Below are 26884 nucleotides of genomic sequence, written 5' to 3' on the forward strand. Positions count from 1 at the left end.
AAAACAAGGAAACCGACACATGAAACCCATCATCCAACTGATCGCAGCAGCAAGCGCCACCGTCGCCTTTGCCACCTCGGCCATCGCTGCCGAAGCCCCGGACGCGCTGGTCAAGCGCATCAGCGCCGACGTCATCGACACCGTCAAAGCCGACAAGGACATCCAGGCCGGCAACCGCAACAAGATCATGGACCTGGTCAATTCCAAGATCCTGCCGCACGTCGACGCCGAAAAAATGACCCAGCAGGCGGCCGGCCGCTTCTGGCGCCAGGCCACCCCGGAACAGCAGAAAGCGCTGACCAAGGAATTCACGACCCTGCTGGTCTACACCTACTCGGGTGCGCTGTCGACCATCAAGAATGAAACCGTCGAGTTCAAGCCGATGCGCGCGGAAGCCGGCGCCAGCGACGTCGAAGTGCGTTCGCAAGTGAACGTCACCCGCGGCGAGCCGATCACCCTGAACTACCGCCTGGCCAACGGCCCGCAGGGCTGGAAGATCTATGACATCAACGTGCTGGGTGCATGGCTGGTCGAGACCTACAAGAGCACCTTCTCCAGCGAAATCAACAAGGGCGGCATCGATGGCCTGATCAAGAAGCTGGCCGAGCGTAACCAGCAACTGGCCGCCCGCCCCCTGAAGGCGCCGAAGTAACATGGCCGAAGCCAATCCAATGCTCTCGCTCGATGCCCTGACCTTCCAGAGCGCCAGTAGCGCCCTGGAGCAGGGCTCTGCGGCGATCGCTGCGGGCGAAACCGTGTTCGATCTCGGCGGCGTGAGCACCGCCGATTCGTCCGGCGTGGCCGTGCTGCTGGCCTGGCAGCGCCGCGCACTGGCGTCCGGCCAGCGCCTCACCTTCATCAACGTTCCCTGCAACGTTCAGAACCTTGCCACGCTGTACGGCGTCGACCAGTTGCTGCTGCAATCGTAATTCGTTTTCGCAGGATGGCCGGTTTTACCGGGCCTCCTGCGAAAACCTCCCCGCCGGCCTCTTGTAATTGCAATTTCCCCTATAATGGGTCGTTTCCCCCGCACGGCCTGGCGCGCTCGCGCCGCCGCTCCAAACAAGAATGACAGCGATCCAGATTAACAGCGTCGAGAAAAGCTACAAGGGCTTCAAGGCCCTCAAGGGCGTTTCCCTGAGCATCGAGGAAGGCGAGTTCTTCGGCCTCCTCGGCCCCAACGGCGCCGGCAAGACGACCCTGATCTCCACCATCGCCGGCCTGATTCGCCCGGACGTGGGCAGCGTCAAGATCCATGGCCACGACGTGGTGACCGACTTCCGCGAAGCGCGCAAGCGCCTGGGCGTGGTGCCGCAGGAGCTGGTGTTCGATCCCTTCTTCACCGTGCGCGAGACGCTGCGCCTGCAGTCGGGCTACTTCGGCATCAGGAACAACGACGCCTGGATCGACGAAGTCATGCACAACCTCGATCTCACCAACAAGGCCGACGTCAACATGCGCGCGCTGTCGGGCGGCATGAAGCGCCGCGTGCTGGTGGCGCAGGCGCTGGTGCACAAGCCGCCGGTGATCGTGCTGGACGAGCCGACCGCCGGCGTCGACGTCGAGCTGCGCCAGACCCTGTGGAAGTTCATCGCGCGCCTGAACCGCGAAGGCCACACCGTGGTCCTCACCACCCATTACCTCGAAGAGGCGCAAGCCATGTGCCAGCGCGTCGCCATGCTCAAGCTCGGGCACGTGGTGGCGCTGGACAGCATGTCCGCGCTGCTGCGCCGCGTGTCGGGCTCGCAGCTGGTGGTGCACCTGAAGAGCGGCGACCTGCCGGAAAGCCTGCGCCACCTGGTCTCGCACGACGAGCACGCGAACGGCAACAAGTACACGCTGCGCGTCAACGACGTCAACGACGTCGAACCGATCCTGGCGCGCCTGCGCGAGGGCGGCGCCGTGATCGACGAAATGCAGCTGGAGCAGGCCGACCTGGAAGACATCTTCCTGCAGGTGGTCGGCGACAAACAGGAAGGCGGCCCGCAATGAACCTGTTCTCGGTGGGTTTCCGCACCCTGTTCTACAAGGAGTCGCTGCGCTTCTGGAAGGTGGCGACCCAGACCATCGCGGCCCCGGTCGTGACGGCCATGCTCTACCTCCTGATCTTCGGCCATGTGCTGGACGGCCGCGTGGAGATGCTCGACGGCGTCAGCTACACCGCCTTCCTGATCCCGGGCTTGGTGATGATGAGCGTGCTGCAGAACGCCTTCGCCAACTCGTCGTCCTCGCTGATCCAGTCCAAGATCACCGGTAATCTGGTGTTCATCCTGCTGCCGCCGCTGTCGCATTTCGAAATCCTGTCGGCCTATATCGCCGCGTCGGTGCTGCGCGGGCTGGTGGTGGGTTTCGGCGTGTTCGTCATCACCGCCTGGTTCGCCCACCTGCCGTTTGTCGCGCCGCTGTGGATCGTGGTGTTCGCCTTCCTGGGCGCGGCCATCCTCGGCACCATGGGCGTGATCGCCGGCATCTGGGCCGAGAAGTTCGACCAGCTGGCCGCGTTCCAGAACTTCCTGATCATGCCGGCCACTTTCCTGGCCGGAGTGTTCTATTCGATTCAGAAACTGCCGCCCTTCTGGCTGGCGGTCTCGCATTTCAACCCGTTCTTTTATATGATTGACGGGTTCCGTTATGGATTCTTCGGCAAGTCCGACGTCTCGCCCTGGACCAGCCTGGCCATCGTGTCGGTGTTCTTCGTGGTGTTGGCGGCGATTGCGGTCAATCTGCTCAAACGCGGCTACAACTTACGCCACTAATTTTCTTCACCCTTGCGCCACTAAAGAATTCACCGGAGTCACCCGTGTCGACCACACCCGAACTGATCCACAGCTACATCAGCGCCGGCCTCGAATGCACCCACCTCGAGGTGGAAGGCGACGGCCAGCATTTCAAGGCAGTCATCGTGTCCCCGAGCTTTGCCGGCAAGCGTCCGATCCAGCGCCACCAGCTGGTGTACGCCGCGCTGGGCGACCGCATGCGCGAAGAGATCCACGCGCTGTCGATGAAAACCCTGACCCCTGAAGAGTACGGAGGCTAAGCATGGACAAGCTCCAGATTGTCGGCGGCAAGCGCCTCGACGGCGACATTTCCGTTTCCGGCGCCAAGAACGCCGCGCTGCCCATCCTGTGCGCCGGCCTCCTGACGGGCGGCGACCTCGAACTGTCGAACGTGCCGCGCCTGCACGACGTGCGCACCATCCTCAAGCTGCTGGCCCAGACCGGCCTGCAGGTGACCCAGGACGACGAGCGCGTGACGCTCAACGGCGCCAACATCATCTCGCTCGAAGCGCCGTACGAGCTGGTGAAGACCATGCGCGCCTCGATCCTGGTGCTCGGCCCGCTGCTGGCGCGCTTCGGCGAAGCCAAGGTGTCGCTGCCGGGCGGCTGCGCGATCGGTTCGCGTCCGGTCGACCAGCACATCAAGGGCCTGCGCCAGATGGGCGCCGAGATCACGATCGAAGGCGGCTACATCCACGCCAGGTGCGCGAAGCTGAAGGGCGCGCGCATCCACACCGACATGATCACCGTGACCGGCACCGAGAACCTCCTGATGGCGGCGACGCTGGCGGAAGGCGAGACCGTGCTGGAAAACGCCGCGCGCGAGCCGGAAGTGACCGACCTGGCCAACCTCTTGGTGGCGATGGGCGCGAGGATCGAGGGCATCGGCACCGACCGCCTGGTGATCCAGGGCGTCGAATCGCTGCACGGCGCCAAGCACGCCGTGATCTCGGACCGCATCGAGGCCGCGACTTTCCTGTGCGCGGTGGCGGCCACCGGCGGCGACATCACTCTGCGTAACACCCGCACCGACACCTTCGACGTGGCGCTCGAGAAGCTGCGCGAGATCGGCCTGCAGCTCGACGTCGGTACCGACACCATCCGCGCGCGCATGGACGGCCGTCCGCGTCCGGTCTCGTTCCGCACCACCGAGTACCCGGGCTTCCCGACCGACATGCAGGCCCAGTTCATGGCCGTGAACATCCTGGCTTCGGGTTCAAGCCGCGTCACCGAGACCATTTTCGAAAACCGCTTCATGCACGTGCAGGAGATGAACCGTCTCGGCGCGCACATCTCCACCGAGGGCAATACCGCCTTCATCAAGGGTGTCGACCGCCTGGTCGGTGCGCCGGTGATGGCGACCGACCTGCGCGCCTCGGCCTCGCTGGTGATCGCCGGCATGGCCGCCGAAGGCACGACCATCGTGGACCGCATCTACCACCTCGACCGCGGTTATGACCGCATGGAAGTGAAGCTGTCGGCCGTGGGCGCCGACATCGTCCGCATCAAACAATGACCATCATGACCAAGAATGGCGGCGCCGGGCTGATCCTGGCGCTTTCCAAGGGCCGCATCTTCGAAGACACCCTGCCGCTGCTGGCGGCGGCCGGGATCACCGTCACCGAAAATCCGGAAACCTCGCGCAAGCTGATCCTGCCGACCAACGACCCCGGCGTGCGCGTGCTGATCGTGCGCGCCAGCGACGTGCCGACCTATGTGCAGCACGGCGCCGCCGACTTCGGCGTGGCCGGCAAGGACGTGCTGCTCGAGCACGGCGGCGAAGGCCTGTACCAGCCGATCGACCTGCGCATCGCCTCCTGCCGCATGTCGGTGGCGGTGAATGCCGGTTTCGACTACGAGAGCGCGGTGCGCCAGGGCGCACGCCTGCGGGTGGCGACCAAGTTCGTGAACACGGCGCGCGAGCACTTCGCCGCCAAGGGCGTGCACGTCGACCTGATCAAGCTGTACGGCTCGATGGAGCTGGCGCCGCTGGTTGGCCTGTCCGACGCCATCGTCGACGTGGTCTCGACCGGCGGCACCCTGCGCGCCAACAACCTGGTCGAAGTCGAAAAGATCATGGACATCTCCTCGCGCCTGGTGGTCAACCAGGCCGCGCTCAAGCTCAAGCGCGAGCGCCTGCAACCGATTCTCGACGCCTTCCAGCAGGCGTCGACCCAACAAGGCTGAAGGTAAACCCGATGGTAGTACAGATCCGCAAGCTCGACTCCGCCGCACCGGATTTCAAACAAACGCTCGACGCGCTACTGGCTTTCGAGGCCGAGACCGACGATGCCATCGAGTCCAGCGTCGCGAAGATCCTGGCGGACGTGAAAAAGCGCGGCGACGCCGCCGTGCTGGAATACACCAACCGCTTCGACCGCATCCCGAACGGCGGCGCCACCACGATGGCCGCCTTCGACATTGGGCAGGCCGAACTCGATGCGGCCCTGGCCTCGCTGCCGGAAGCCCAGCGCAATGCGCTGCGCATCGCCGCCGACCGCATCCGCGTCTTCCACGAGCGCCAGAAGCAGGAACTGAACGGTTTCAGCTTCACCGAGCCTGACGGCACCGTGCTGGGCCAGCGCGTGACCCCGCTCGACCGCGTCGGCATCTATGTCCCCGGAGGCAAGGCGGCCTATCCGTCCTCGGTGCTGATGAACGCGATTCCGGCCCAGGTGGCGGGGGTGCAGGAAATCGTGATGGTGGTGCCGACCCCGGACGGCGTGAAGAACGCCATGGTGCTGGCTGCCGCCGCGATCGCCGGCGTCACCCGCGTGATCACCATCGGCGGCGCCCAGGCCGTCGGCGCGCTGGCCTACGGCACCGAAACGATTCCCGCCGTGGACAAGATCGTCGGTCCGGGCAATGCCTACGTGGCGGCCGCCAAGCGCCGCGTGTTCGGCACGGTCGGCATCGACATGATCGCCGGCCCGTCGGAAATCCTGGTGCTGTGCGACGGCACCTCCGACCCGGACTGGGTGGCGATGGACCTGTTCTCGCAGGCCGAGCACGACGAGCTGGCCCAGGCCATCCTGTTGTGCCCGGACGCGGATTACATCGCGCGCGTGGAGGCGAGCATCCACAAGCTGCTGCCGACCATGCCGCGCGCCGCCACCATCACCACCTCGCTGAGCGACCGCGGCGCGCTGGTCAAGGTGCGCGACATGAACGAAGCCTGCGCCATCGCCAACGCGATCGCTGCCGAGCACCTCGAGATCTCCGCCGAGGAACCGCTGCAGTGGGCGGATCAAATCCGCCACGCCGGCGCGATGTTCCTGGGTCGCTTCTCGTCCGAGTCGCTGGGCGACTACTGCTGCGGCCCGAACCACGTGCTGCCGACTTCGCGCACGGCGCGTTTCTCCTCGCCGCTGGGCGTGTACGACTTCCAGAAGCGCTCGTCCATCATCCAGGTGAGCGAGGCGGGCGCCCAGACACTCGGCAAGGTTGCGGCCGAACTGGCTTACGGCGAAGGCCTGCAGGCGCACGCCCGCAGCGCCGAGCTGAGAATCAGATCATGACCGGCTGGGTCGACCAGGTGTTCTGCGAGGACGCGCTGACGGGTCTGGCGCGCATTCCAGATGGGTCCATCGACCTGATCCTGACCGACCCGCCTTACAACCTCGGCAAGGACTACGGCAACACCTCGGACCAGCAGGGCGTCGAGGAATACCTGGCCTGGACCGGGCGCTGGATCGACGCCGTCCTGCCCAAGCTCAAGCCCAACGGCAGCCTGTACATCTTCCTGACCTGGCGCTTCGCGCCGGAGATCTTCGTCATGCTGAAAAAGCGCATGACGATGATGAACGAGATCATCTGGGACCGCCGCGTGCCCTCGATGGGCGGCAGCGTGCGCAGCTTCTCGTCGGTGCACGACACCATCGGCTTTTTTGTGAACCGCAAGGATTACTACTTCGACCTCGACGCGGTGCGCATCCCCTACGACGCCGAGACGAAAAAGGCGCGCTCGCGCTCGATCTTCATCGGCGCCAAGTGGCTGGAAGTGGGCTACAACCCGAAGGACGTATGGAGCGTGTCGCGCCTGCACCGCGAACACCCCGAGCGCGCCGATCACCCTACCCAGAAGCCGCTCGAAATCATCGAGCGCATGGTCAAGGCCTCGTGCCCGGCGGGCGGCGTCGTGCTCGACCCCTTCATGGGCAGCGGCACCACGGCCATCGCGGCGCGCCAGGCCGGCCGCCATTTCACCGGCTTCGAATTGAACCCCGCCTACTGCGACATCATCCGCGCGCGCCTGGCCGCGCCCGAGGTGCCGGTGGCCGGAAAAAAACGTAAAAGCGCGGCGAAGAACGCGCCCCTGAACGAGGAAACCGCATGACATCGAGCATGACTGCGATCGACAAGCTGATCGAGAACACCATCCGCGCGGACGTCCGCAGCATCGCCAGCTACCACGTGCCGGATGCGAGCGGCTACATCAAGCTCGACGCGATGGAGAACCCTTATGAGCTGCCCCAGGAACTGCGCGCCGAGCTGGGCCAGCGCCTGGCAGACGCCGCCCTGAACCGCTACCCGGTGGCTTCCTATGCCACGCTCAAGCACAAGATCTGCGCCGGCCTGGGCGTCCCGCTGGGCTATGACGTCCTGCTCGGCAACGGCTCGGACGAGCTCATCTCGATCATGGCCATGGCCGTGGCGCACCAGGACCGGCGCGCCGTCATCATGGCCCCGACCCCGGCCTTCGTGATGTTCGAGCGTTCGGCCCAGTTCGCGGGCGCCGATTTCGTCGGCGTGCCGCTGAAAGCCGACTTCTCGCTCGACCTGCCGGCGATGCTGGCGGCAATTGAAGAGCACCAGCCGGCGCTGGTATTCCTGGCCTACCCGAACAACCCGACCGGCAACCTGTTCGATGCCGACGACATGGTGGCGATCATCCGGGCGCTGGGCGAGACCGGCATCGCGGTGGTGGACGAGGCCTACCAGCCGTTTGCGAAGAAGAGCTTCATGGGCCGCCTGCCCGAGTTCCCGAACCTGGTCGTGATGCGCACCCTGTCCAAGCTGGGCCTGGCCGGCATCCGCCTCGGCTACCTGTCGGGCGATGCGAAACTGCTCGAGCAGTTCGAGAAGGTGCGTCCGCCCTACAACGTCAACGTGCTGACCCAGGTCGCCGCCGAGTTCGCGCTCGACCACCTCGACGTGCTCGACCGGCAGGCCGAGATGCTGAACGCCGAGCGCACGCGCCTGGCGGCCGAACTGGCGGCGCTGCCGGGAGTCGAAGTGTTTCCGTCGGCAGCGAATTTCATCTCGATGCGCGTGGCCGATGCCGACCAGGTCTGCTCGGAACTTCGCGCGGAGAAGGTCTTGATCAGGAATTTGGGTAAAATGGACAAGATGCTGGCCAACTGCATCCGCGTCACGGTCAGCACACCCGAAGAAAACACCGCATTCCTGAACGCCCTGAAAGCGTCCCTATACCGTTCCAGCAGCGACGAGCCCCAGCAATGACCCGCACCGCCGACATCACGCGCAATACCAACGAGACGCAGATCCGCGTCGCGATCAACCTCGACGGCACCGGCCGCCAGAAGCTCAACACTGGCGTTCCCTTCCTCGACCACATGCTCGACCAGATCGCGCGCCACGGCATGATCGACCTCGAGGTCGAAGCCGTCGGCGACCTGCACATCGACGCCCACCATACCGTCGAGGACACCGGCATCACCCTCGGCATGGCGATCGCCAAGGCCGTCGGCGACAAGAAGGGCATGACCCGCTACGGCCATTCCTATGTGCCGCTGGACGAAGCGCTGTCGCGCGTGGTCATCGACTTTTCCGGCCGTCCAGGCCTGGAGATGCACATCCCCTGGACGCGCGCCATGATCGGCACCTTCGATGTCGACCTGACGGGCGAGTTCTTCCGCGGCTTCGTGAACCACGCCGGCGTCACCCTGCACATCGACAACCTGCGCGGCGTGAACGCGCACCACCAGTGCGAGACGGTGTTCAAGGCCTTCGGGCGCGCGCTGCGCATGGCGACCACGCTGGACGAGCGCGCCGCCGGCATCATCCCTTCGACCAAAGGCAGCCTGTAGGCTGGGGTAACTGAGCATCATGACGAACAAGATTGTGGTGGTTGATGGCCTGGGTAACCTGCGCTCGGTAGCGCAGGCGCTGCGCGCCGCCGCCCCCGAAGCCGACATCCTGGTGTCGAACCAGGCAGCCGACATCGATGCCGCCGACCGCATCGTGCTGCCGGGCCAGGGCGCGATGCGCGATTGCATGCGCAGCCTGCGCGAATCCGGCGCCGAGGACGCGCTGCTGCGCGCCGTGAAGACGCGCCCCGTCATGGGCGTGTGCGTCGGCGAGCAGATGCTGTTCGACGCCAGTGAAGAGAACGAAGGCACGCCGGGCCTGGGCCTGTTGCCGGGCAAGGTGGTGCGCTTCCAGCTGGACGGCAAGCTGCAGGCCGACGGCTCGCGCTTCAAGGTGCCGCAGATGGGCTGGAACCGCGTGCGCCAAACCCGCGCCCACCCGCTGTGGGACGGCGTCGAGGACGGCAGCTACTTCTACTTCGTGCACAGCTACTACGCCGCGCCGGAGAACGCGTTCGACACCATCGGCGAAGCCGACTACGGCGGCATGTACGCCTGCGCCGTCGCGCGCGACAACCTGGTCGCCACCCAGTTCCACCCTGAAAAGAGCGCCGCCGCCGGGCTGCGCCTGTACCGCAATTTCATTCACTGGAAACCGTGAGTTTCTACCTCAACCCGCCGTCAACCAACCGACAACGACCATGCTGCTGATTCCTGCCATCGACCTGAAAGACGGTCACTGCGTTCGCCTGAAACAGGGCGACATGGACCTCGCTACCGTGTTTTCCGAAGACCCCGCCGACATGGCGCTGCACTGGCTCAAGAAGGGCGCGCGCCGGCTGCACCTGGTCGACCTGAACGGCGCCTTCGCGGGCAAGCCGAAGAACGAGGAAGCGGTCAAGGCGATCCTGCGCACCGTGCAGGACTACGCCGAAGAGATGGGCATCGACGAGATCCCTGTCCAGCTGGGCGGCGGCATCCGCGACCTCGACACCATCGAGCGCTACCTGGACGACGGCATCACCTACATCATCGTCGGCACCGCCGCGGTGAAGAACCCGGGCTTCCTGCACGATGCCTGCGGCGCCTTCCCGGGCTCGATCATCGTCGGCCTGGACGCCAAGGACGGCAAGGTCGCCACCGACGGCTGGAGCAAGATGTCGGGCCACGAAGTCATCGACCTGGCCAAGAAGTTCGAAGGCTACGGCGTCGAATCGATCGTCTACACCGACATCGGCCGCGACGGCATGATGGGCGGCGTGAACATCGAGGCCACCGTCAAGCTGGCCCAGGCCGTCCGCATCCCGATCATCGCGTCGGGCGGCGTGCACACCCTGGCCGACGTCGAAGCGCTGTGCGCGGTGCAGGACGAAGGCATCGAAGGCGTGATCTGCGGCCGCTCGATCTACGAAGGCACGCTCGACCTGACCTCGGCGCAGGTGCGCGCCGACGAACTGACCGAGGGCGCCCAGGCCTAAGCCGTATGCTCGCAAAACGCATCATCCCCTGCCTCGACGTCACCGGCGGCCGCGTGGTCAAGGGCGTCAACTTCACCGAGCTGCGCGATGCCGGCGACCCGGTCGAGATCGCGCGCCGCTACGACGGCCAGGGCGCCGACGAAATCACCTTCCTCGACATCACCGCCTCGAGCGACGGCCGCGACCTGATCCTGCCGATCATCGAGGCCGTGGCCTCGACCGTGTTCATCCCGCTCACCGTCGGTGGCGGCGTGCGCAAGGTCGAGGACGTGCGGCGCCTGCTCAATGCCGGCGCCGACAAGGTGTCGATGAACACCTCGGCCGTCACGAACCCGCAGCTGGTGTTCGACGCCTCGCAGAAGCACGGCTCGCAGTGCATCGTGGTGGCGATCGACGCCAAGCAGGTCGCGCCCGGCAAGTGGGAAGTGTTCACCCACGGCGGCCGCAACGCGACCGGCCTCGACGCCGTCGAATGGGCGAAGAAGATGGAAAGCCTGGGCGCCGGCGAACTGCTGCTCACCTCGATGGACCGCGACGGCACCAAGTCCGGCTTCGACCTGGGCCTGACGCGCGCCGTGTCCGATGCGGTCGGCATCTCGGTGGTCGCCTCGGGCGGCGTCGGCGGCTTGCAAGACCTGGCCGACGGCATCCTCGAAGGCCACGCCGACGCGGTGCTGGCGGCCAGCATCTTCCACTACGGGCAGCACACGGTCGGCGAGGCCAAGCGCTTCATGCTTGACCGCGGCATCCCGATGCGCCTGGAGTGAACATGGCGAACAAGTGGCTGAATAAAGTCCGCTGGGACGAGAACGGCCTGGTGCCGGTGATCGCCCAGGAAGCAGCGACCGGCGACATCCTGATGTTCGCCTGGATGAACCGCGACGCGCTCGCTAAAACGGTTGAGCTGGGCGAAGCCGTCTACTGGAGCCGCTCGCGCAAGAAGCTGTGGCACAAGGGCGAAGAGTCCGGCCATACCCAGAAGGTACTGGAGATGCGCCTCGACTGCGACGAGGACGTCGTGCTGCTCAAGATCGAGCAGAAGGGCGGCATCGCCTGCCACACCGGGCGCCATTCCTGCTTCTTCCAGAAATTCGACAGCGATGCCGAGGACTGGCAGGCGGTCGACCCCGTGCTGCAGGACCCCGACACCATCTATTCCCAACCGAAGAAATCCCATGAGTGACACCCTGGCCCGCGTCGCGGCCGTGATCGAGTCGCGCAAGCCGGCAGCCGGCGGCGACCCCGCCACCTCCTACGTGGCCAAGCTGTTCAGCAAGGGCGACGACGCCATCCTGAAGAAGATCGGCGAGGAAGCCACCGAAACCGTGATGGCTGCCAAGGATGCGCGCGTCTCGGGCGACGCCTCGAAGCTGCTGTACGAGACCGCCGACCTGTGGTTCCACACGATGGTGCTGCTGGCCCAGTTCGGCTTGACGCCGCAGCAGGTGATCGACGAGCTGGGGCGCCGCGAAGGCCTGTCCGGCATCGACGAAAAAGCCTCGCGAAAAGAACAATAAGCGTTAGCTGCTTTTCATTTTATGCCTGTCGCTGGCGCGCGCGGTGTCATAATCAGACCCAGACGTCACACCGGCGTCACGCGTTAGCCCTAACATACAGGATGTCTAGGTAGCGGCGTTATTGGTTGGAGATAAGATGGATAACTGCATTTTCTGCAAGATCGTTGGCAAGCAAATTCCGGCCAGCGTGGTGTACGAGGATGACGATGTACTGGCATTCAAAGACATTAACCCTGCTGCTCCGGTGCACCTCTTGGTCATTCCAAAAGTCCATATCGCAACTTTATCCGACTGTAGTGCGGAACATGCGGCGGTGCTCGGCAAGATGCTGGGCTTGGCTTCAAGACTTGCACAGGAAAATGGAATTGCGGTCGAGGTCGACGATGATGGCGAGCGGCGCGGCGGTTTCAAGACCTTGATCAACAGCGGTCCAGATGGCGGGCAAGAGGTCTATCACCTTCACCTCCACGTCTATGGCGGCGAGCGCCCCTGGCGCGGTCTCGGTACATAAAGGTTTGGGGGACAAGCTGTCCCGCATCGCGTATACTCAAAAGTACGCTTTCGATTATCGGGCGCTTTCGCCCTACAAGGAGTAATCATGGGTTCGTTTAGTGTGTGGCATTGGGTTATCGTGCTGGTCATTGTGATGCTGGTCTTCGGTACCAAGAAAATCAGCAATATGGGTTCCGATCTCGGCAAAGCGGTCAAAGGCTTCAAAGATGGCGTCAAGGGCGCGGATGACAATCCGGAAGCCGATCAGGCAACTGCTGCACAGAAATCGCAGCAACTGGGTGACAAGTCGACCGTCGATGTGGAAACCCGTGAAAAAACGCGTCATTAATTCTCCGGCATGATTGATCTTGGGCTGTCCAAAATTGCGATCATCGGCGTTGTCGCGTTGATTGTCATTGGTCCTGAAAAATTGCCGAGAGTCGCGCGCATGGCGGGTACGCTCTATGGGCGTGCCCAGCGTTACCTGGCAACCGTCAAGTCTGAAGTCAGCCGCGAGATCGAGCTCGAAGAGTTGCGCAACCTCCATAAAGAAGTGCATGAAAGCGCTCAATCCCTGAAAAGCGAGGTCGAGCAGTCCCTGTCCAGCCATCTGGACGAGGTGGAAGCGCTGTGGGATGGCCAGGAGCATTCCTCGGATAGCCCTTCCGGCGCATCTTTCGCCAGCACTTTCGACATCGACCGCAAGGCGCGCGACTTCCGGCGTAAGAAGCTGGTACGCAGCTCGGCGGTTCCGGCCTGGTACAAGCACCGTCATGGTGGAAAAACGCATGTCATGTCTGGCGCCGCACGCGTGCGCAAGTTCAGGCCAGTCTCACGTATCACCAACACTTCGTTTTTCTGATGACTGAAGAAGTAGCCGCCGAAGAAACATTTATTTCGCACCTGGTCGAATTGCGTAACCGTCTGGTCAAGGCATCGATCGGGATTGCCATCGCCTGTGCGGTACTGTTCGTCTGGCCTGGGGCTTCGCACGTGTATGACTTGCTTGCCGCGCCCATGATCGCCTCGCTGCCGGCTGGCTCGAAGATGATCGCCACCGGCGTCATATCGCCGTTCCTGGTGCCGATGAAGGTCACCTTGCTGCTGGCCTTCATCCTGTCCTTGCCCTGGGTCTTCTATCAATTGTGGGCTTTCGTTGCGCCGGGCCTGTACATGCACGAAAAGCGCCTGGTATTGCCCCTTGTGATTTCCTCCTCGGCGCTGTTCATCGCCGGCGTGGCCTTCTGTTATTTCTTTGTGTTTGGCCGCGTATTCCAGTTCATCGGCGAGTTTGCCCCGTCTTCGATCGCGGTGACGCCGGACATCGAGAATTATCTCGACTTCGTGATGTCGATGTGCCTGGCCTTCGGCTTTACCTTCGAGGTGCCGGTGGCGGTAGTGATCCTGGTACGCATGGGGATCGTCAGCATCGAGAAACTCAAGGAAATCCGCTCGTACGTCATTGTCGGTGCTTTCGTGATTGCCGCCATCGTGACACCGCCCGATGTGGTGAGTCAGCTGGCGCTGGCTATACCGATGTGCCTGCTCTATGAGCTGGGCCTGCTGGTAGCGCCAATGTTTGTGCGCATGACGCGGGCGCCACAAGACGCGTAAGCTCGCGCCGGCTGGGAATTCGGCCTCGGTGCCCATCGCCCCAGGCTGTCTTACAAACACGACACCGAACAGACTCATGACCCTTGCACACTGCCTCCGAGGCAGTGTGCATGCACGCGCACGGCGATTGGCAGTGGGATGTCGACATCGCAGCGCCACGCCACATTCCACTGTCATGCATTGGATAAGCAGTACAGAAGCGCTACGTTGCCTATTTCACCCCGTCCCGCGGACGGTGCACGGCTTACCTTCTGGGTGAACGCAGTCACCGCGCTCACAGGTGACATTTCTATCAGCTGCCTTCTCTGCTTTGCAGAAATATCGCGATACCGATGGAGGCAAGCCGATAAGCACCGTCATCGACACTATCTCTCAAACTCTGTTTGGCCGAGCGGCCGAGCCGGCAGCACGTTTGCATTGCCTGTCGTCCGAGGCGGACGACACATACTGACTGGTTTCGCGCGGCACGCGCTGCGCGAAACCGAAAGACGGCATGCGTGATGATTACTCCATCAATTCCGAGATCATCTTCACCGGCGCGTTGCCATAGCCGAGGAACTGGTCGTGGAATTCCTTCAGGTCGAAGCGCTCGCCCAGTTGCTGCTTGCGGCGCTCGCGCAATTCCATGATCTGCTCGTAGCCGCTGTAGTAGCTGGTCAGCTGCACCGAAGTGAGGGTGACGCGGCGCCACTTCTCGTCGGCTTCCTGGCGGGTCTGGAAGGCCTGGCGCACCAGCAGGTCGATCGCCTCCTGCTGCCCCATGCCGAGCACGTGGACGCCGTAGTCGAGGATGGTGTTGGTGACGCTGCGCAGGTTCCACTTCGAGTACATCAGCCACATCTCGGGCGCGTTGTCGCCGTAGCCGGCTTCCAGCATCATGCGCTCGCCGTACACGGCCCAGCCCTCGACCATGGCGCCGTTCCCGAACAGCGACTTCACCAGCGAGGGCGAGCGGTTGGCGTACACCAGCTGCGCGTAGTGGCCGGGAATGGCCTCGTGGATGTTCAGGATCTGCAGGATCCATTCGTTGTACTCGCGCAGGCTGCTCTCGGCCTGTTCCGGCGTGAGGCCGTCGAGCGGCGTGACGTTATAGTACGTCTTGTCCTTCGGGCGGTAGGGGCCCGGCGCGTCGATGCTGGCGCCGGCCACGCCGCGCTGGTACATCGGGGTCTCGCGCACCTCGAGCGGCTTGTCGGCGTCCAGGGTGAGCAGGTTTTTTTCAAGGACGAACTTGTGCAGGGCAGGGATCTGGCGGCGGATCTCGGGCAGGAAGTTCTCGCGCGAGACGTGGCGTGCGGAGAGCTTGTCGATCATCATGCCGATCTTCTTGAACCGGTCCTGCGGCTTGGCCACGCCGGCCATGTAGCGCGGCCACAGCTCGTCCGAGATGGTGTTCATGCGGGTGAGCAGCTCTTCGCGTGTGGCCAGGGCCTTGCGGAAGGTCTGTTCGGCGGTGCTGGACGACTGGATCTCGAGCGCGAACTTCTGCTCGTACAGCGCCTTCCCGGCGCGGAACGGGCGCGGCTTGGCGGCATTGCTGTCGAGCGCCGTCAGGAAGTCGACGTAGGCCAGCACCGCGCTGCCGGCATTGGCGATGCGCTGCGCGAAGATCGCCTTTTCCTGCGTGGTCAGGATCGATTCCTGCGCCGCCTTGCCCAGGTCGGCCAGCACCGCGATGGTGCCGGGCGCCTGCGCGATCGCGAGCTGGGTGTGCTCGCGGGTCGGGTTGACGATCGAGGCCTGCGCCGCTTCGTAGTAGGCCGGTACGGTGGCCAGGCGCTTGAGGATGGTGCGCAGGCGCTGCGGCTTGGCCGCGTATTCGGTGTTCAGGATCAGGTCGAGCGGCTGGGCGATGTTGTACATCGACGGATTCCACTCATACTCGCGCCAGGTGCTCAGGTACCAGCGGTCCTTTTCCAGTTTGTTCACCAACAGCACCAGATCGGTGCGCTGGCGCGGCGACAGCTGGCGGGTATCGAGCTTGCCGAACTTCTCCAGCCATTCGTTGGCGAAGGCCAGCTTCTTGGCGCGGGTGGCGGGGTCCGGGATGGTCAGGCTGGCGGCCTGGTCGAACTTGCCGACGTAGATGCCGCCCTCCGGGTCGACCCGCCACAGCGCCGTCAGGTATTGCATGCTCATCGTGTCGAAGCGGCGGTCGAGACGTTTTTCGCTTGTGCCCGGGCTTGGTGCGGCGGCGACCGCGGTCGCTGCCGCTGCGGCGGCAACGGTGGCTTTCTTTCCACCTTTCTTGACCGGCGCCTTGGCCTTGCCCGTTTTCGATTTGACCACTTTCGTGGCCTTGGCCTTGCCCTTGGCAGGCTTGGAGGTCTTGGCGCTGGCCGGCGCCAACGCGAAACTCGCCAGCAGGACTGCCAGCGCGATCTTCGTTTTCATCATGTCGTTCGAACCCTGCAAATATAAAGGTCGGTGCCCGCCTGCGCGTCAGGCGCAGGGCAAAGCCCGGGAAGGGTAGCACCATTCGGTCGGCTTGCGGACAACTGAAACATTCCGTCACGTACCCGATTTCAGTCGATGGCGCCGGCGCGGAGCATCTGCTGGTGCAGGGCGTTGACCGTCTCGACGGCCCGGCGCCCGCCCGCGATGTGGTGCAGGACGATCTCGCTGTCCCGCGTGAAGCGGTGGCCGATGCGCACCGTGGTCGAGCGCGTCACCCAGCTCACGAAACCGTTGACGTAGCTGGCATCACTCATGTCGCGCCACTTCACGCCGAAGACGCCCCGCTTCCATGGCAGGATGCCCGAGACCACCCACACGCCGAGGTCGTCGTAGTAGAGCTGCACGCTGCGCACCTGCAAGAACTGGTAGGCGACCAGCAGCGCAGACCCGGCCAGCACCGAGGCGGCGGCGATCTCGTTCCACCGGAAGGCCACGGGCAGTGCGACGCCGAACAGCAGCGCCGCCAGCGCCAGCACGCCGCTGTAGGCCAGCCAGGATTTGACGCCGATGACATGGGCCTGCGGCGCCGTTGCTGCTTTGTCCAGATCCATGGGCCCGTACTCGTCAATAAAGCGGCATGATCACATGGAATCCACGACAGCGCCAGACGCACCGAGCCCCTGCTTCAGCATGGCCAGCATGTCGCCGGGCGACATGCGCGCCGCCGTCTCGGTCCCGGCCAGCAGGCTGTCGGCCAGGTCGCGCTTGCGGCCGTGCAGTTCGACGATGCCTTCCTCGATGGTGCCGCGCGCCACCAGCCGGTAGATCGTGACGGGCCGCTGCTGGCCCATGCGGTGCGCACGGTCCGAGGCCTGGTCTTCCACCGCCGGGTTCCACCACGGGTCCATGTGGATCACGTAGTCGGCCGCGGTCAGGTTGATGCCGACCCCGCCCGCCTTCAGGCTGATGAGGAACAGCTCGCCCTCGCCGGCCTGGAAGGCATCCACGCGGCGCTTGCGTTCCTGCATGCTGGTGGCGCCGTCCAGGTACTGGTAGGGGATGTGCTTGCCGTCGAGGTACTTGCGGATCAGGCTCAGGTGGTCGACGAACTGGCTGAACACCAGCACCTTGTGGCGGTTCTCCAGCAGGCCGTCGACCAGGCGCGCGAACGCGATCAGCTTGCTGCTGGCGATGCCGGCGCCGGGCGCCACCAGCTCCGGATTGCAGACCGCACGACGCAGCCGCATCATCTCGGCCAGGATCTCGATCGACTTCTGGCTTTCCGGCGCTTCGAGCGCGGCCAGCTTGTCGAGCGCGTCGCGGCGCAGCGATTCGTAGAGCGCGCTTTCTTCGGGGGTCAGCTCGACCGGTAGCGTGATCTCGGTGCGCGGCGGCAGCTCGGTCAGCACTTGCGCCTTGGTGCGGCGCAGGATGAAGGGCTGGGTCAGCCGGCGCAGGCGGGTGCGGGCGCCCAGCTCTGCCCGTTTGTCCTGGGCTTTCTCGATCGGGCCGGCGAAGCGCAGCTGGAACTGGTCGGCGCTGCCCAGCAGGCCCGGGTTGATGAACCTGAACAGGTTCCACAGTTCGCCCAGGTGGTTTTCCAGCGGGGTGCCGGTGGCCGCCATGCGGAAGTCGCCCTGCAGCGCCATCACGGCCTGCGAACGCTTGGTGTGCATGTTCTTGATGGCCTGCGCCTCGTCCAGCACGATGCTGTGCCAGGCCTTTTTAGCGAACAGCGGCGCTTCCTGCTGCAGCAGGCCGTAGCTCGCCACCACCACGTCGAAGGGGCCGGCCTCCTCCAGCAGCGCGGCGCGCTCGCCCGGCCCGAAGAGTTTCAGATTGAGCGTCGGCGCAAAGCGCTGGGCTTCGGCGATCCAGTTCAGGCACACCGAGGTCGGCGCCACCACCAGCGCCGGGCCGTTTGGCGCGCGCGTGAGCAGCAGGGCCAGCGCCTGCAGCGTCTTGCCGAGACCCATATCGTCGGCCAGGCAGGCGCCCACGCCCAGGTAGGCCAGGCGGCCCAGCCATTCGAAGCCTTCGCGCTGGTAGTCGCGCAGCTCGGCCTGCAGGGTGGAGGGTAGCGCCGGCGTGAAGGCTTCGCTCTCGGCGATGCGTTTCAGGTGCTTGCGCCAGGCCGCGTCGCCGTCCACCTTGCCGGCGTCGTGTGCGAGCTCCGCTAGCGAAAAACTCGCCAGCGGATGCATGCGCAGTTCGTCCCCATGCATCGTGCCGTAGTCGGCCAGCTCCATCAAACGGCGGTGCAGCTCGTCGCTCAGGGCCAGGTATTCGTTGTCGCCCAGCGCCACGAAGCGGCTCTTGCCTTCGCGTACGCGCTCGAGGAGCGTGCGCAGGTCCAGCACCCGCCCTTCATCCACGACGATCTCGCCATTGGCGGCAAACCAGTCGCGGTCGCGCCGGACCTGGATGCGCACCGATTTTGAAGTCGCACGCTTCGACACGCGGAACTTCTCGCCTTCCGGCCAGGCCACCACCACCTTGGCCGGGTCGAAGGCGCGCAGCTCGTCCACCAGCTCCAGGCATTGCAGCGGCTGGCCCAGCAGCCACTCGCCATGCTCGAGCTCACCATGTTCGAGCGCATGGCAGGCGCCGACCAGCTGGCGCTCGGCCTCGCGCTCGGCGTTCAAGTCGCGCCGGGCCTCGAGGCGGACGCCGTTGACGTCGGCGATGACGTTGTCGGCGCCGGCGCCGGGCGAATAATAGGCGCCGTTGTCCAGCGGGCGCACCAGGATCTGCATGCTCATGCCCTGCTGGTAGGGACGCAGGTGCAGGTGCAGGCGCGGGTCGGCCGCCACCTGTTCGATGTCGCCCGGGCTGGCGCCAATGTCCGACTGCACCGTGACGATCGAGGAGATCGCGCTGATCGCGCGCAGCACGCGGCGCTCGGCTTCCAGCGGTACTTCCAGGCCCTCGCCGACGATGGCGGCGATGCGGCGGTGCTCCTCCTTGACGTTCACCAGGCGCAGGCGGGTCGGCGTTTCACGCGTGACGACCACGTCGCCGTCCTGCCCGTCCAGGGCCGGCTGCAGGGAGATCGTGACCTTGCTAGCGCGCGCCTTCACGTGCAGCTCGGGTTCGCCCGGCAGCAGCTCGACGCGCGTGCCCGGGGAATCGATCCAGAACAGCAGCGGGTGGCCGACCAGGGCGGCGAGCGCCTTGCCGCGCTCGAACTCGAAGCGGATGCCGGTGCTGCCGTAGTAGCGGCGTCCGGCGATGGTCGATACCGCCTGCACGTCCTGGGCGGTGAGGAAGTCCAGGCTGGCGGCTTCTTCCGCCAGGCGCTTCAGGCCGATGGCGCGGCCGCGGCTCCAGCCGCCCTGGGCGTCGCGCTTCTGCTCGCGCGGCTCCAGCTCCTGCACGCCCATGTGCTGATCGTAGCGGATCATCCACACCAGGCGCGACTCGCGCACCACCTCGGCATTCAGGGCCGGCTGCAGGTTGATCAGGGCGTTGAGCTGGCGCTCCCAGGCTTCCTCGCGCTCGAACCAGTGGGCCAGGTCGGTGAGGCGATGGCGGCGCCGCAGTTCGGAGGCGCGCGCTTCGTGCGCGACCGCGCCCGCGCCGCCGATCTGCGCCAGCAGCTCGGCCAGCTGGCTTGATAGCAGGTCGAAGCCGGCGCGCTCCGCCTGCGCCAGCATGTCCTCGATATCCTGGCGCTTGCCCTGCAGTTGCGGCAGGCCGAGCCAGTGGTGCATCAGGGCGCGGAAGGTGAAGGGCTCGAGCGCCATCTCCCAGCTGCGCGAGGCCAGCACCTCGGCGTCGACGGTGCCGCGCCGGATCTCCTGCAGCATGCTGAGCTGGAACACCACGGCCGTTTCCGGGCGCTGCACCGCGCGGGTGGCGATCTCGAGCCAGGCGTCGGCCAGCTTCAGGTGCGCCGGCTGATTGCTGCGCAGGAGGGCGGCGAGGTAGAGGTGCGCGCCGATGCCGTCGAAGATGGCCTTGCGCTTGCCGGTTTCGCGGCGCAGCCCCTTGAGGGCCGCCTCGACCCCCGGCAAACCGGTATCGGGGTCGTCGCGCAGCAGGGCGATCACGCAGCGCAGGAAGGGGCCGTGCGCATCGGGCACCTCGGCCAGCAGCGCCAAGGCGTCATCGAGGCGGCCGCACAGGATGAAATGCTCGGCCAATGCGATGCGAAGGCCGATCGACGGCTCGCCTTGCGCCGCATGGGCTTCGGCGGCGGCGCGGATGGCCGGCGCAAGCGCCGGCTCGTGCTGCGCATGGCGGACCAGCTCGGCCAGCACGCTGTCCCGCAGGTAGGGATGGATATGCCCGAGTATCGTCGGGTAGAACGGCCGCGCGCAGATGTCGACCAACGGGTGCAGGTAGGAAGCCTCGTGGCAACGCAGGCACGCCTCCAGCAGTGGCACGACGACCGCCGGGCTTTCGCCCGTGAGCAGGGCGATGCGCAGCAGGGCCAGGCCCTGGCGGTAACTGCGCAGCACCGGCGTGCCCTGCCAGTCGCGGCGCAAGGGAGTGACGCGTTCGTAGGCTGACTGCAGTGCGCCGAACATCCCGGTGGCCAGCGCATGTTCCAGCACCGGCCATGCGGCGGGCGGCGTAATGGCGAATCCACGCCCCACCACATCGGTGACCAGGCCCTTCTCGCGCAGCTGTTCAAGCTCATTGGCCCATTGCCCGTCCGGCAGCGGCAGGCCTGCAGCCATCAGGTGCTCGAGGATGCGCTGGCGTCCCATTGGTTCGCCGGCCATTGCCAGCAGGGCCAGGATCGCTTGCTCGCCCTGGCCGAGTTCAATGTCGCTCATGCAGGCAGGTTCTCGATCTCCAGCGCCGGCAGGTTCTCGGGTACCGGCATGCCGAACACGCGCAGGTAGAACACCAGCTCCGCTTCCAGCGTGCGCACCACACTCTCGGGCTTGCGGAAGCCATGGCCTTCGCCCTCGAGCGTGATGTAGGCCACCGGCACCCGGCGCGCACGCAGCGCCTCGACCATGGTCTCGGACTGCTGCGGCGGCACCACCATGTCGTCCAGGCCCTGGAAGAAGATCATCGGGCGTGTCAGTTTATCCGTGTGGTGGATCGGCGAACGCTCGCGGTAGACCTGCTCCGCGCGTTCGGGCGGGGCGATCAGGTACTGGTTGTAGTGCGATTCGAACTTGTGCGAATCCGCGTCCAGCCCGGCCAGGTCCGACACGCCGTAGTAGCAGGCGCCGGCCTTGAACAGGTCGTGGAAGGCGAGGGCGCACAGGGTCGTCAGGCCGCCGGCGCTGCTGCCGCGCACCAAGAGGCGCGCGGGGTCGGCCAGGCCTTGCTCCACCAGATGGCGCGCGCCGGCCACGCAGTCTTCGACGTCGACCACGCCCCAGCCGCCCTTGAGCAGGTCGCGGTAGGCGCGGCCGAAGCCGGTGCTGCCGCCGTAGTTCACGTCCAGCACGGCAAAGCCGCGGCTGGCCCAGAACTGGGTGGACAATTTGAGGGTGCTGGCCGCCATGCCGGTCGGGCCGCCATGGCCGATCACGATCAGGGGCGGCAGTTCGCCATGTTGCGGGACGAAGTCGGCATTCGTGGGCGGATAATGAAAGGCGTAGGCGGTGCGGCCGTTGGCGCTCGGATAGCTGATCGCGCGCGGGACCGACAGGTAATCCACCGGGGGCAGCTGCGCGATCGAACGCGCCAGCACTTCATGCTTGCCGCCATCGAGGTCGATGCGCGCGAGTTCCAGCGCCAGCGTCGGCGCGCCGCCTAGCAGCGCTACCGTGTCCGCATTCACCCGCAGTTCGCGGATTTCTTCGTAGGGCGTGGCCACCTCGAGGAGCACGCCGCCGCGCAGGCGCGCCAGCTTGCTGACCCCGCCCTCGGTATAGGCGCAGACGATCTCGTCGTTGGAGCGGAAACCGTACAGCGAGCCGCCGAAGTTCCACAGCGGCCCGCCGAATTCGGCCTCGCGCGGGCACAGCGCCTGCACGACCCCGTGTTCGAAGTGGTACAGGTTCCACCAGCCGCTGCGGTCGGACACGAAGTGCAGCACGCCGCCAGGCGACCATTCTGGCTGGCACACCGATTCCTGTGGCCCGCCAGCCACCAGCCGGCCGTTGGCCAGGCTACCGTCTTGCTGGATGTCGGCCAGCCACAGCTCGCTGCCTTCCCAGGGCATGCGCGGGTGGTCCCAGCACAGCCAGGCAAGCTGGCTGCCGTCCGGGGAAATGCGCGGCGCCGCATAGAAGTCGTTGCCGTCCACCAGCACGGTTTCAAGGCCGTCGAAGCCGATGGCGGCAATCGTGTTCTCCGGGTAGTGGCCGCCAGCCGAGTGGTCTTCGCGCACGCTCACCAGGCGCCGGCGCGGCGCATCGACCACGAAGTCGGCGTAGCGGTGACCCTTGCCTTCCGCGGTGAGCGGCACCGGTTCGGCGCCGGCGTCGACCCGGTAGAGCCGGCTGTCGGCATTGTGCGAGAACCAGGCCACGCCATCGGCGACCGTACAGGCGCCGCCGCCGTATTCATGCACCTTGCTGCGCACGTTGAACGGGGCCGGCGTCAGTTCGCCCTTGCTGCCGACCAGCGTCGAGCGCCCCGCCTCGCTGGCCCGCCCTTCCAGCCAGTACAGATCGGCGCCGTCGAGCACCAGCGAAGCCAGCGGGGTGGCGCCGGCCGCGACGATGGCGGCAGTGATCGGGGAGGTCCACGTGCCGCAGGGAGCTTGCTGTTTGGTCATGACTGCTTCCTTCCTATACTGGAAACGCATTATACGAGCGCCTAAAAAAACCCTCATTGCTGCGTTGCATTCGTCTCGCCGAACTAGCGTACTGTCTTCGACGATGCGCCTTGCCCTGAGGGTTTTGTTAGACGCTCTGAGTGTGGCCCGGGGGATGCGATAATAGAGGTTTTCCCTCCGCATTCATTGCCAGCCATGCCACAATTCGCCCCGCTCCAGAACGACACCTTCCTGCGTGCGCTGCTGCGCCAGCCGACCGACTACACCCCGGTGTGGCTGATGCGCCAGGCGGGCCGCTACCTGCCGGAATACCGCGCCACGCGCGCGCGCGCCGGCTCGTTCCTGGGGCTGGCGAAGAACCCGGACTACGCCACCGAAGTCACGCTGCAGCCGCTCGACCGCTACCCGCTCGATGCGTCGATCCTGTTCTCGGACATTCTGACCGTGCCGGACGCCATGGGCCTGGGCCTGTACTTCGCCGACGGCGAGGGCCCGAAGTTCGAGCGTCCGCTGCGGTCCGAAGAAGCGGTACGCGCCCTGCAGGTACCCGATATGGCGTCGCTCGACTATGTCTTCAAGGCGGTCACCCAGATCCGCACCGAAATCAACGGCCGCGTGCCGCTGATCGGCTTCTCGGGCAGCCCATGGACCCTGGCCTGCTACATGGTGGAAGGCGCCGGCTCGCGCGAGTTCCACACCATCAAGAAGATGATGTACCAGCGTCCGGACCTGATGCACCACATCCTGGACACCAACGCCCGCGCCGTAGCGCAGTACCTGAACGCCCAGATCGACGCCGGTGCGCAGGCCGTGATGATCTTCGATTCCTGGGGCGGCGCGCTGGCCGACGGCGCCTACCAGGAATTCTCGCTGCGTTACATGCAGCAGGTGCTGGGCCAGCTGCAACGCGAGAAGGATGGGGTGCGCATCCCGGCAATCGTGTTCACCAAGGGCGGCGGCCTGTGGCTGGACGAAATGGCCGGCATCGGCGCCGACGCGCTGGGCCTGGACTGGACCGTCAACCTGGGCAAGGCCCGCGCGCTGGTGGGCGACCGCGTGGCCCTGCAGGGCAACCTCGACCCGGCCATCCTGTTCGCCGCGCCGGAGCAGATCCGCGCCGAAGTCGAGCGCTCGCTCACGGCCTATGGCACCCCATCGGCCGGTCATGGACACGTGTTCAACCTGGGCCATGGCATTTCCCAGTTCACTCCGCCAGAGTCGGTCACGGCCATGGTGGAGGCTGTCCACAGCTTCAGCCGCAAGCAACGCAGCGCTTGATCCTGCCCCGCTGCGGTGACGGCGTTGCCGCAGCAAAATCACACTTGTTCACAAGTTCGTCAAACCTCAAAATTATTCCTGTGGACATCTTCGCTTTGCGGGGAAATACCTAAGTCAATGATTCTTCTAGGTTTTTTTCATGAGGGACTGTGGATTTACACAGTAGCCGGCTTCGGTTGTAAGTAAATTGTCCCGGCCTTCTGTCCCTTGTTCACAAAGTTATGCACAGGATGCCGGCTGAGTTGAGAAAAGTGCTTGGTTTACGCGGACTTAGCTCAACTCTTCAAGTAAGTTCTGAAGTTTCTGGTGCAGCGCAGCGAGTTTTCCCATTGCATATCTGCAGTTATGCACAGCAAGGCGATTCCAGCCCCAGTTGTTAACAGGGATAACTCATTATTTTCAAGTCCTTGAATCCATTGGTTATTTTATTGCTGTGCCAGCGAATCGAGCAGTTTCAGTTGATCTAACGTAAACCTCGAACGTGGTCAAGTACGGCGCTATTCACAAAGTTTTCCACAGCTTACTGGTCTCCGGTTTCCTTACTCAAGAAGGTTGGATTTGGCACACTGCTTCCTACAGGTCGCGCTCGACACGCCGCTCAACAGCTGCTTCGATTACCGCTGGGAATATCAGCAGGACGAAGCGCCGGCGGTAGGCCAGCTGGTGCTGGTGCCGTTCGCGCGGCGCGAGGTGGTGGGCCTGATCGTTGCCGTCAAGCACGAAACCGAGGTGCCGGCCGATAAGCTGAAGGATGCGATGGCCGTGCGCAGCCAGCTGACCCCACTGCCCGAGCGCTGGCTGGCGCTGGCGCGCTTCGCCGCCGACTACTACCAGCGTCCGCTCGGCGAAGTGGCGCTGCCCGGTCTGCCCAAGAACCTGCGGGTGCCCAAGACCGTGGCGCTCGACCGTGCGCTGAAAAAACTGGCAAAGGACGCTACCGCGCACGACCCCACGCCGTCGGGCATGCCGGTGCTGAACCCGGCGCAGCAGGAGGCGGCGAACGTCATCGGCGGGGCGCAGGGCTTCACCCCGATCCTGCTGTACGGCGTCACCGGCAGCGGCAAGACCGAGGTCTACCTGCAGGCCTGCGCCCAGGTGCTGGCGCGCGACGCCGACGCCCAGATCCTGGTGCTGGTCCCGGAGATCAACCTGACGCCTCAGCTGGAAGGGAATATCCGGGCGCGCTTCCCGGGCCTGATGCTGGCAACGCTGCACAGCAGCCTGTCCGAGGGCGAACGCATGCTGCACTGGCTCGCCGCCCACCAGGGCCGGGCGCGCATCGTGCTGGGCACGCGCCTGGCGATCCTGTCCTCGCTGCCGAACCTCAAGCTGATCGTCATCGACGAAGAGCACGACCCCTCGTACAAGCAGCAGGAAGGCCTGCGCTATTCGGCGCGCGACCTGGCTGTGTGGCGTGCGCACCAGCTGGCGATTCCGATCGTGCTCGGTTCGGCCACGCCCTCGCTCGAGAGCTGGCACCATGCGCAATCCGGGCGCTACCGCAAGCTGGAACTGCGCGAGCGCGCCGTGCGCGATGCCGTGCTGCCCACCGTCAAACTGGTCGACATGGAGCGCGACCGCCCCAAGGACGGCCTCACCGGCGCCCTGATCGCCGCGCTGCGCGGGCGCCTCGACCGCGGCGAGCAGTCCTTGCTGTTCCTGAACCGGCGCGGCTATGCCCCGGTGATCTGCTGCGACGCCTGCGGCTGGATCAGCAACTGCACCCGCTGCACCGCGTTCATGGTGCTGCACCGCCCCGAGCACCGGCTGCGCTGCCATCACTGCAGCCTGGAGTTGCGCATCCCGCGCCATTGCCCGACCTGCGGCAACGTCGACCTGCAGCCGCTCGGACGCGGCACCCAGCGCGTCGAAGAGGGCCTGCAGGCGATGTTCCCGCAAGCGCGCATCCTGCGCATCGACGCCGATTCCACGCGCCTGAAGGGCAGCGCGCAGGCGGCCTTCGACACCGTGCACCGGGGCGAGGTGGACATCCTGGTGGGCACGCAAATGGTCGCCAAGGGCCACGACTTCAAGAGACTCACCCTGGTGGGCATCCTCAACCCCGATACCGCGCTGTTCTCGCAGGACTACCGCGCCAGCGAGCGCCTGTTCGCGCAGCTGATGCAGGTGGCGGGGCGCGCCGGGCGTGCGGGTGCAGCATCGGAAGTGCTGGTGCAGACCCGCTACGCCGGCCACCCGCTGTACGGCGCCGTGATGCGCCACGACTACGAGCGCTTCGCCGGCAGCCTGCTCGACGAGCGCCGCCAGGCCGGCCTGCCGCCCTTCATGTACCAGGCCCTGCTGCGCGCCGAGGCGCCCGAGCTGGCCACCGCGATCGCCTTCCTGGAGGCGGCGCGCGACAGCCTGCCCTCCGAGGCCATCATGATCAACGACCCGATCCCGATGACGATGACGCGCGTGCACAACGTCGACCGCGCGCAGCTGCTGGTGGAATCGAGCTCGCGGCCGGCGCTGCAGGCTTTCTTGCGCGAGTGGGTCGAGATCCTGCGCGCCATGAAGTCGCGCGTGCGCTGGTCGCTCGAGGTCGATCCGCTCGATATCTGAGTTCGTGTGGCGATCGGAGAGAATT

26 protein-coding genes are annotated in these 26884 nt (G+C 65.3%); 22 read left to right on the forward strand and 4 right to left on the reverse strand.

The genetic code is table 11. The annotated features are described in order from the left end of the window. Positions 1 to 19 precede the first annotated feature (19 nt). The 20 genes from AC56LU_RS13610 (at position 20) to tatC (ending at position 13928) form a co-directional block, all read left to right on the forward strand. Positions 20 to 652: an MlaC/ttg2D family ABC transporter substrate-binding protein gene (locus tag AC56LU_RS13610; protein ID WP_497176140.1), complete on the forward strand. Its 633-nt coding sequence runs from the start codon at positions 20 to 22 to the stop codon at positions 650 to 652. Position 653: 1 nt separating this feature from the next. After that, the gene (locus tag AC56LU_RS13615) at positions 654 to 929 is read left to right on the forward strand and encodes an STAS domain-containing protein (RefSeq protein ID WP_497176141.1); all 276 of its coding nucleotides are present in this window, start codon (positions 654 to 656) and stop codon (positions 927 to 929) included. Positions 930 to 1068: 139 nt separating this feature from the next. Next, the gene (locus tag AC56LU_RS13620) at positions 1069 to 1992 is read left to right on the forward strand and encodes an ABC transporter ATP-binding protein (protein ID WP_497176142.1); all 924 of its coding nucleotides are present in this window, start codon (positions 1069 to 1071) and stop codon (positions 1990 to 1992) included. Next, entirely contained in the window at positions 1989 to 2756 is a 768-nt protein-coding gene (locus tag AC56LU_RS13625; protein ID WP_497176143.1) for an ABC transporter permease, read from the forward strand. The genes AC56LU_RS13620 and AC56LU_RS13625 overlap by 4 nt, the downstream gene beginning before the upstream one ends. Positions 2757 to 2800: 44 nt before the next feature. Then, positions 2801 to 3037, forward strand: coding sequence for a BolA family protein (locus tag AC56LU_RS13630; protein ID WP_497176144.1), 237 nt, complete (start codon positions 2801 to 2803; stop codon positions 3035 to 3037). A 2-nt stretch (positions 3038 to 3039) separates the two neighbouring features. After that, positions 3040 to 4293: a UDP-N-acetylglucosamine 1-carboxyvinyltransferase gene (gene murA / locus AC56LU_RS13635; RefSeq protein ID WP_497176145.1), complete on the forward strand. Its 1254-nt coding sequence runs from the start codon at positions 3040 to 3042 to the stop codon at positions 4291 to 4293. A gap of 5 nt (positions 4294 to 4298) precedes the next feature. Beyond that, entirely contained in the window at positions 4299 to 4964 is a 666-nt protein-coding gene (gene hisG, locus AC56LU_RS13640; RefSeq protein ID WP_497176269.1) for an ATP phosphoribosyltransferase, read from the forward strand. An 11-nt stretch (positions 4965 to 4975) separates the two neighbouring features. Continuing rightward, the gene (gene hisD, locus AC56LU_RS13645) at positions 4976 to 6295 is read left to right on the forward strand and encodes a histidinol dehydrogenase (RefSeq protein ID WP_497176146.1); all 1320 of its coding nucleotides are present in this window, start codon (positions 4976 to 4978) and stop codon (positions 6293 to 6295) included. After that, positions 6292 to 7113 (forward strand): DNA-methyltransferase, encoded by an 822-nt coding sequence (locus tag AC56LU_RS13650; protein WP_497176147.1) that lies wholly within the window; start codon positions 6292 to 6294, stop codon positions 7111 to 7113. The genes hisD and AC56LU_RS13650 overlap by 4 nt, the downstream gene beginning before the upstream one ends. Before the next feature lie 8 nt (positions 7114 to 7121). Beyond that, the gene (gene hisC, locus AC56LU_RS13655; RefSeq protein WP_497176270.1) at positions 7122 to 8240 is read left to right on the forward strand and encodes a histidinol-phosphate transaminase; all 1119 of its coding nucleotides are present in this window, start codon (positions 7122 to 7124) and stop codon (positions 8238 to 8240) included. Continuing rightward, the gene (gene hisB / locus AC56LU_RS13660) at positions 8237 to 8827 is read left to right on the forward strand and encodes an imidazoleglycerol-phosphate dehydratase HisB (protein ID WP_497176148.1); all 591 of its coding nucleotides are present in this window, start codon (positions 8237 to 8239) and stop codon (positions 8825 to 8827) included. The genes hisC and hisB overlap by 4 nt, the downstream gene beginning before the upstream one ends. 19 nt (positions 8828 to 8846) lie before the next feature. Continuing rightward, positions 8847 to 9488: an imidazole glycerol phosphate synthase subunit HisH gene (hisH, locus tag AC56LU_RS13665; protein ID WP_497176149.1), complete on the forward strand. Its 642-nt coding sequence runs from the start codon at positions 8847 to 8849 to the stop codon at positions 9486 to 9488. Positions 9489 to 9528: 40 nt separating this feature from the next. Further along, a complete protein-coding gene (hisA, locus tag AC56LU_RS13670) occupies positions 9529 to 10305 on the forward strand; it encodes a 1-(5-phosphoribosyl)-5-[(5-phosphoribosylamino)methylideneamino]imidazole-4-carboxamide isomerase (protein ID WP_497176150.1) in 777 nt (258 codons plus the stop codon). 5 nt (positions 10306 to 10310) lie between these two features. Next, entirely contained in the window at positions 10311 to 11072 is a 762-nt protein-coding gene (hisF, locus tag AC56LU_RS13675) for an imidazole glycerol phosphate synthase subunit HisF (protein WP_497176151.1), read from the forward strand. A 2-nt stretch (positions 11073 to 11074) separates the two neighbouring features. After that, positions 11075 to 11488 carry a phosphoribosyl-AMP cyclohydrolase gene (gene hisI / locus AC56LU_RS13680; protein WP_497176152.1) on the forward strand — a complete coding sequence of 138 codons (414 nt, stop codon included), beginning with the start codon at positions 11075 to 11077 and terminating at the stop codon, positions 11486 to 11488. Continuing rightward, positions 11481 to 11822: a phosphoribosyl-ATP diphosphatase gene (locus AC56LU_RS13685; protein WP_497176153.1), complete on the forward strand. Its 342-nt coding sequence runs from the start codon at positions 11481 to 11483 to the stop codon at positions 11820 to 11822. Before hisI ends, AC56LU_RS13685 begins: the two co-directional genes overlap by 8 nt. A 136-nt stretch (positions 11823 to 11958) precedes the next feature. Further along, on the forward strand, positions 11959 to 12333 hold the full coding sequence (locus AC56LU_RS13690; protein WP_497176154.1) for a histidine triad nucleotide-binding protein: 375 nt from the start codon (positions 11959 to 11961) through the stop codon (positions 12331 to 12333). 87 nt (positions 12334 to 12420) lie between these two features. Further along, positions 12421 to 12663, forward strand: coding sequence for a Sec-independent protein translocase subunit TatA (gene tatA / locus AC56LU_RS13695; RefSeq protein WP_497176155.1), 243 nt, complete (start codon positions 12421 to 12423; stop codon positions 12661 to 12663). A 9-nt stretch (positions 12664 to 12672) separates the two neighbouring features. Then, positions 12673 to 13176 carry a Sec-independent protein translocase protein TatB gene (tatB, locus tag AC56LU_RS13700; RefSeq protein ID WP_497176156.1) on the forward strand — a complete coding sequence of 168 codons (504 nt, stop codon included), beginning with the start codon at positions 12673 to 12675 and terminating at the stop codon, positions 13174 to 13176. Next, the gene (gene tatC / locus AC56LU_RS13705; protein WP_497176157.1) at positions 13176 to 13928 is read left to right on the forward strand and encodes a twin-arginine translocase subunit TatC; all 753 of its coding nucleotides are present in this window, start codon (positions 13176 to 13178) and stop codon (positions 13926 to 13928) included. The genes tatB and tatC overlap by 1 nt, the downstream gene beginning before the upstream one ends. 504 nt (positions 13929 to 14432) lie before the next feature. Here tatC and AC56LU_RS13710 read toward each other — a convergent pair. From AC56LU_RS13710 to AC56LU_RS13725, 4 genes are all read right to left on the reverse strand, one after another. After that, positions 14433 to 16325 (reverse strand): DUF885 domain-containing protein, encoded by a 1893-nt coding sequence (locus AC56LU_RS13710; RefSeq protein ID WP_497176158.1) that lies wholly within the window; start codon positions 16323 to 16325, stop codon positions 14433 to 14435. Positions 16326 to 16453: 128 nt separating this feature from the next. Further along, positions 16454 to 16936 carry a hypothetical protein gene (locus AC56LU_RS13715; protein WP_497176159.1) on the reverse strand — a complete coding sequence of 161 codons (483 nt, stop codon included), beginning with the start codon at positions 16934 to 16936 and terminating at the stop codon, positions 16454 to 16456. A gap of 30 nt (positions 16937 to 16966) precedes the next feature. After that, positions 16967 to 21109 (reverse strand): DEAD/DEAH box helicase, encoded by a 4143-nt coding sequence (locus tag AC56LU_RS13720; protein WP_497176160.1) that lies wholly within the window; start codon positions 21107 to 21109, stop codon positions 16967 to 16969. Next, positions 21106 to 23016 carry a S9 family peptidase gene (locus AC56LU_RS13725; protein WP_497176161.1) on the reverse strand — a complete coding sequence of 637 codons (1911 nt, stop codon included), beginning with the start codon at positions 23014 to 23016 and terminating at the stop codon, positions 21106 to 21108. The genes AC56LU_RS13720 and AC56LU_RS13725 overlap by 4 nt, the downstream gene beginning before the upstream one ends. Positions 23017 to 23211: 195 nt before the next feature. Here AC56LU_RS13725 and hemE point away from each other — a divergent pair, with 195 nt between their 5' ends. Together hemE and AC56LU_RS13735 are read left to right on the forward strand one after the other, a co-directional pair. Then, a complete protein-coding gene (gene hemE / locus AC56LU_RS13730) occupies positions 23212 to 24294 on the forward strand; it encodes a uroporphyrinogen decarboxylase (RefSeq protein ID WP_497176162.1) in 1083 nt (360 codons plus the stop codon). 558 nt (positions 24295 to 24852) lie between these two features. Continuing rightward, a complete protein-coding gene (locus tag AC56LU_RS13735; RefSeq protein WP_497176163.1) occupies positions 24853 to 26859 on the forward strand; it encodes a primosomal protein N' in 2007 nt (668 codons plus the stop codon). The last annotated feature ends 25 nt before the right edge of the window (positions 26860 to 26884 follow it).

Source organism: Telluria sp. PB2R4 (assembly GCF_059685695.1).

Coding starts and splice junctions, on each gene's coding strand:
- AC56LU_RS13610 (WP_497176140.1), top strand. CDS start 20: ATGAAACCCATCATCCAACTGATCGCAGCAGCAAGCGCCACCGTCGCC.
- AC56LU_RS13615 (WP_497176141.1), top strand. CDS start 654: ATGGCCGAAGCCAATCCAATGCTCTCGCTCGATGCCCTGACCTTCCAG.
- AC56LU_RS13620 (WP_497176142.1), top strand. CDS start 1,069: ATGACAGCGATCCAGATTAACAGCGTCGAGAAAAGCTACAAGGGCTTC.
- AC56LU_RS13625 (WP_497176143.1), top strand. CDS start 1,989: ATGAACCTGTTCTCGGTGGGTTTCCGCACCCTGTTCTACAAGGAGTCG.
- murA (WP_497176145.1), top strand. CDS start 3,040: ATGGACAAGCTCCAGATTGTCGGCGGCAAGCGCCTCGACGGCGACATT.
- hisG (WP_497176269.1), top strand. CDS start 4,299: ATGACCAAGAATGGCGGCGCCGGGCTGATCCTGGCGCTTTCCAAGGGC.
- hisD (WP_497176146.1), top strand. CDS start 4,976: ATGGTAGTACAGATCCGCAAGCTCGACTCCGCCGCACCGGATTTCAAA.
- AC56LU_RS13650 (WP_497176147.1), top strand. CDS start 6,292: ATGACCGGCTGGGTCGACCAGGTGTTCTGCGAGGACGCGCTGACGGGT.
- hisC (WP_497176270.1), top strand. CDS start 7,122: ATGACTGCGATCGACAAGCTGATCGAGAACACCATCCGCGCGGACGTC.
- hisB (WP_497176148.1), top strand. CDS start 8,237: ATGACCCGCACCGCCGACATCACGCGCAATACCAACGAGACGCAGATC.
- hisH (WP_497176149.1), top strand. CDS start 8,847: ATGACGAACAAGATTGTGGTGGTTGATGGCCTGGGTAACCTGCGCTCG.
- hisA (WP_497176150.1), top strand. CDS start 9,529: ATGCTGCTGATTCCTGCCATCGACCTGAAAGACGGTCACTGCGTTCGC.
- hisF (WP_497176151.1), top strand. CDS start 10,311: ATGCTCGCAAAACGCATCATCCCCTGCCTCGACGTCACCGGCGGCCGC.
- hisI (WP_497176152.1), top strand. CDS start 11,075: ATGGCGAACAAGTGGCTGAATAAAGTCCGCTGGGACGAGAACGGCCTG.
- AC56LU_RS13685 (WP_497176153.1), top strand. CDS start 11,481: ATGAGTGACACCCTGGCCCGCGTCGCGGCCGTGATCGAGTCGCGCAAG.
- AC56LU_RS13690 (WP_497176154.1), top strand. CDS start 11,959: ATGGATAACTGCATTTTCTGCAAGATCGTTGGCAAGCAAATTCCGGCC.
- tatA (WP_497176155.1), top strand. CDS start 12,421: ATGGGTTCGTTTAGTGTGTGGCATTGGGTTATCGTGCTGGTCATTGTG.
- tatB (WP_497176156.1), top strand. CDS start 12,673: ATGATTGATCTTGGGCTGTCCAAAATTGCGATCATCGGCGTTGTCGCG.
- tatC (WP_497176157.1), top strand. CDS start 13,176: ATGACTGAAGAAGTAGCCGCCGAAGAAACATTTATTTCGCACCTGGTC.
- AC56LU_RS13710 (WP_497176158.1), bottom strand. CDS start 16,325: ATGATGAAAACGAAGATCGCGCTGGCAGTCCTGCTGGCGAGTTTCGCG.
- AC56LU_RS13715 (WP_497176159.1), bottom strand. CDS start 16,936: ATGGATCTGGACAAAGCAGCAACGGCGCCGCAGGCCCATGTCATCGGC.
- AC56LU_RS13720 (WP_497176160.1), bottom strand. CDS start 21,109: ATGAGCGACATTGAACTCGGCCAGGGCGAGCAAGCGATCCTGGCCCTG.
- AC56LU_RS13725 (WP_497176161.1), bottom strand. CDS start 23,016: ATGACCAAACAGCAAGCTCCCTGCGGCACGTGGACCTCCCCGATCACT.
- hemE (WP_497176162.1), top strand. CDS start 23,212: ATGCCACAATTCGCCCCGCTCCAGAACGACACCTTCCTGCGTGCGCTG.